Source organism: Streptococcus sp. 1343, assembly GCF_013277355.1.
Classification (GTDB): Bacteria; Bacillota; Bacilli; order Lactobacillales; family Streptococcaceae; genus Streptococcus; species Streptococcus pseudopneumoniae.
Window position 1 is genome coordinate 1 of record NZ_VMMT01000087.1, and the last position, 3,802, is coordinate 3,802.

The window sequence follows — 3,802 nt, forward strand, 5'->3', positions numbered from 1 at the left end:
ACTATCCGTGAGTTCTCTAGTCTGGAGATTTTTCAATATACTTCGTTATTGGGCGGTTACCTAAAAAGGCTCTTTTCTACCTTAAAATAGGCTCCATAATATCTATAGGGGATTTACCCACTACAAATATTATAGATCCCTTTTATTATGTGACTTTCAGTCCGTCTCGCTCCGTTAGGTGCGAGACAAAAAAACCACCCGCTATGCGGGTGCGCGTCGAAGGTTATACCCAAAAAACTCCAAACGCGATACAATAAAGGTGTTCAAGCCAATTGTAAAGCGAAAGGAGAAAAATATAGCACAAAAGGCACATAGTTTATCACACACAAAGTGGATGTGTTCTATCACATTGTGTTCACCCCTAAGTATAGACGAAAAATCATTTATAATCAATATCGAAGTAGCTTAGGAGAAATATTCCGCCGATTATGTAGTTATAAAGGTGTTGAGATTATCGAAGGCCACTTAATGCCAGACCATGTACATATGTTAGTAAGTATTCCACAGAGGATAAGTGTTTCAAGTTTCATGGGGTATTTAAAAGGTAAAAGTGCACTCATGATGTTTGACAAACACGCCAACCTCAAGTACAAGTTTGGGAATCGGCATTTCTGGGCAGAAGGTTATTATGTGAGCACAGTAGGGCTCAATGAAGCCACAATTAAGAAATATATCCAAGAACAGGAAAAGCATGATATAGCACTAGATAAATTGAGTGTAAAAGAATATGAGGATCCCTTTAGGGATAGCGGTAAGTAATACCCAAGCCTCTTTGAGAGGCAAGTGACGAGTCAAGAGCAATGAGGCTTGAACAACGTGAAAGCCAGCGTCTTTAGGCGCTGGCTGGTAATTTGGGCTTATAGCCCTGGTACAAACCACCCGTTTGACGGGTGGTTATGATTGGCTTTGTTGAGCTGTTTGTAGAGGGTTAGGTGAGGGTGTTCTTCCTGAAGGTCATTTACTTGGATGTGGAGGATTTTTTAATGCCAGCACTTTCATAAGACCCTGGGCAGAGTCCAGCCCATGATGCTAAGTGTGCATCGGACGGAAAGGATGTAACAGTTGGTCCAATCTCAGCTAGAATAGTGGCAGCACAGTTTTCATTCACACCAGGAATGGTTTGAAGTATCCTATTTTCCTCAGGGGAACTCCTTTTCGATGTAGTGTTGAATCTCATCGGTCAGTTTTTCAATGAGTTCCTGATACATCTGACATTCCTCTAAACTCTGGTCTAAGAGAAAGCGGTCTTCTAATGACAACTTTCCTTCCATCGCTTCCACGAGTTCTTCTGGACTTGCCTTCACTCGCTTCTGGATACAAGGGATAACAGATTCTACATTAATGGTTTCTCCTTTAATGAATAATTTTAAAAGTGCTTGCCCCGTTTTAGAAAAAATATCAGAAAGATAACTGGTTAGCTTGATATTGGCCCGTTGTAAGAGATTGTGAATCTCATTTTTAACTTGAGTTTGACGTTGCTTGTAAGAACGCATGCGACGTGTCAGTAAACGAAGCTGTACCACTTCAGGTGCAGGAATATAGGAAGGTTCAATTAGTCCGCAACGGCCGAGTTGAGCGATCCATTCAGCGTCCTTCATGTCTGTTTTTTGACCAGGCACATTCTTGATATGTTGAGGATTGGCAAGTACTAAGACGAGATTAGAATCTGAAAAGATATTAAGGAGAGGGAGCCAGTATTGCCCAGTGCTTTCAAAAAAGACATGTGTGACATGATTTTCTACCATCCAAGCTAAGGCATTTTGAAGAGCTAGAGTAGTTGTCCCAAATTTCTTCTGAATTTTCTTTGGCTTATTGGTATTTAGTGGACCATCTAGAATACAACAAACGATAGACTTTTGGTGGACATCAATTCCACAATATGTTTCAATCATGACTTCCATTATAAAAACCTCCTGTTAACTATTTGAACAATAGAACAAGAGGCTAATTGTAAGATATTTTCATGCTCAAGGCATATTCGAGTTTTCTCATGAATTTTGTTCATCCAGTTTTTTATACAGGCTAGGAAAAGCCCTATTAAACACCACGGATTTGTATTGTTCACCTTCATTATAAGCTAAACTTCTTTTTCTGTCATGAGTTAGCAGGCTCTGCCTGCTTAGAGTTTTTTGTAGCTGAGATACTTTTTGTCTCAGACTCTTTTAGATACTATTTTTCTGAGCCAATAGTTGGTTGATGTGGGCCACTTTCTTGGCCTCTCTCTTGTAGAGGATAAACCAGATGATCAGGTAGAGGATGACAAATCCGGGAATGAGTTGGAGGATGAAGATCCAGTGGAAGGGGAACCAACCAGCCATGATAGCCAGTGGTACAAAGCCTAAAAGCATAAGGAAGAAGTGAGTGACAGTAGCACGAAGAAGGCTCCAGTCTTTGGCAAAGAGACGACTACCAAAACTAAAGAGGACTCCGATAGCTGCCCAGATAATCGTAGAGTAGAGCAAGACCAGAGAACCATGAGCTTGATGCTCTCTCATGAATTGACCAACGGGAGATTCAGGGCTGAGAGGTGCGTAGTTGCTTGGTGAATAGATAAAAGAAAAGATAATAGATAGGATGAGGCCGATGAGGATACCAGTTGTGGCATCGTGGAAAATTTGTTTTTTCATAGTTCTAATTTCTCCTTAATAGCTTTGAGGTAACGGCGAGATGAGTAGGTGAAACTGTCATTTTTTAGATAGATTTCAATCAAGCCGTTAGAGGTTAGTTTTAGATGACTAATAGCATCGATGTTGACAATTTCCGATTGGGAAATTTGGATAAAGGAAGCAGGCAGAATTTCACTTGCTTGGTAAAGACGAATGTCGAGTGCATAGGTTTGGCTATCCGTTTCAGCTAAGACTTTGCGATTTTCAATATATATACGTTGAATCTTACTAATCTGAATCAAGTAGACCTGGTCTTGGAATTTTCCTTTAAGAGTTTCGTTTTGATCCAGTGATTGAACAAAGTCTTGAACTTTTTGAACTCTAGGGGACAAAGATGGTGCTTCTATGATGATTTGTTCTTCGGCGTATTGTTGATCAATGTCAAGTCTAACTTTCATAATTTCTCCTTTCTTTATAAAATTGTAATAGAGATCTCTTGCTTACAAATCTATTAAACACTATTTTGTCGACAAATACAAGAAGGTTTGTCTATGTGGTCGGTTGAAGAGTCTATCTGGCAGGCAAGCGTTTTCGAGTAAATTTAAGAGCAAAGAAGGCTAAATTCCCAAACTAAGTTCCACCGCTAATCCAAGTGGAAGTTAGTCTGATAAAAATTGTAAAAACCAGTGGAATTCCGTGTCAGGGTAAGTTCCACTGGTTTGAATCATGCTTGATTTCATCGCTTTTGCAGCCAAAATGAATCGAAAAAAAGAGCGCACAAAATCCCCTCATCTGAAAGCGTTTCAGATTAAGTTCCGCTATGGTGGAAGTTAGTGTGAGAAGTTACGTTCATGCAAAAAAGTAAAAAAATTTTAAAAAAGGTGTTGACAAGTCTGAAAAAGCCTGTATAATAGTAAGAGTTGAAAACAACTCTGGTCCGTTGGTCAAGGGGTTAAGACACCGCCTTTTCACGGCGGTAACACGGGTTCGAATCCCGTACGGACTATGGTATGTTGCGGTTGAGGCACTTGATGAAAAAAAACTTAAAAAAGTTTCAAAAAAGTGTTGACAAGTGAAAGCGACTGTGATATACTAATATAGTTGTCGCTTGAGAGAAGCGAGTGACAAAGACCTTTGAAAACTGAACAAGACGAACCAATGTGCAGGGCACTATAACTAAAGTTATAGTAATGTAA

At 39.7% G+C, this 3,802-nt stretch carries 3 protein-coding genes, 1 tRNA gene and 1 pseudogene; 2 read left to right on the forward strand and 3 right to left on the reverse strand.

Annotation, left to right across the window (positions count from 1 at the left end; translation table 11 throughout):
* Positions 1 to 295: 295 nt before the first annotated feature.
* Positions 296 to 759 (forward strand): annotated as a pseudogene (tnpA, locus tag HT709_RS11090) (IS200/IS605 family transposase).
* A gap of 380 nt (positions 760 to 1,139) precedes the next feature.
* Here tnpA and HT709_RS11100 read toward each other — a convergent pair.
* The 3 genes from HT709_RS11100 to HT709_RS11110 all read right to left on the reverse strand — a co-directional run bounded on the left by HT709_RS11100 (position 1,140) and on the right by HT709_RS11110 (position 3,064).
* The gene (locus HT709_RS11100; protein WP_172925773.1) at positions 1,140 to 1,901 is read right to left on the reverse strand and encodes an IS110 family transposase; all 762 of its coding nucleotides are present in this window, start codon (positions 1,899 to 1,901) and stop codon (positions 1,140 to 1,142) included.
* Positions 1,902 to 2,162: 261 nt separating this feature from the next.
* The gene (locus HT709_RS11105) at positions 2,163 to 2,627 is read right to left on the reverse strand and encodes a DUF3021 domain-containing protein (protein ID WP_172925774.1); all 465 of its coding nucleotides are present in this window, start codon (positions 2,625 to 2,627) and stop codon (positions 2,163 to 2,165) included.
* Positions 2,624 to 3,064, reverse strand: coding sequence for a LytTR family DNA-binding domain-containing protein (locus tag HT709_RS11110; RefSeq protein ID WP_060955207.1), 441 nt, complete (start codon positions 3,062 to 3,064; stop codon positions 2,624 to 2,626). Before HT709_RS11110 ends, HT709_RS11105 begins: the two co-directional genes overlap by 4 nt.
* A gap of 476 nt (positions 3,065 to 3,540) precedes the next feature.
* Here HT709_RS11110 and HT709_RS11115 point away from each other — a divergent pair.
* Positions 3,541 to 3,612 (forward strand) — tRNA-Glu (locus tag HT709_RS11115).
* Positions 3,613 to 3,802 lie beyond the last annotated feature (190 nt).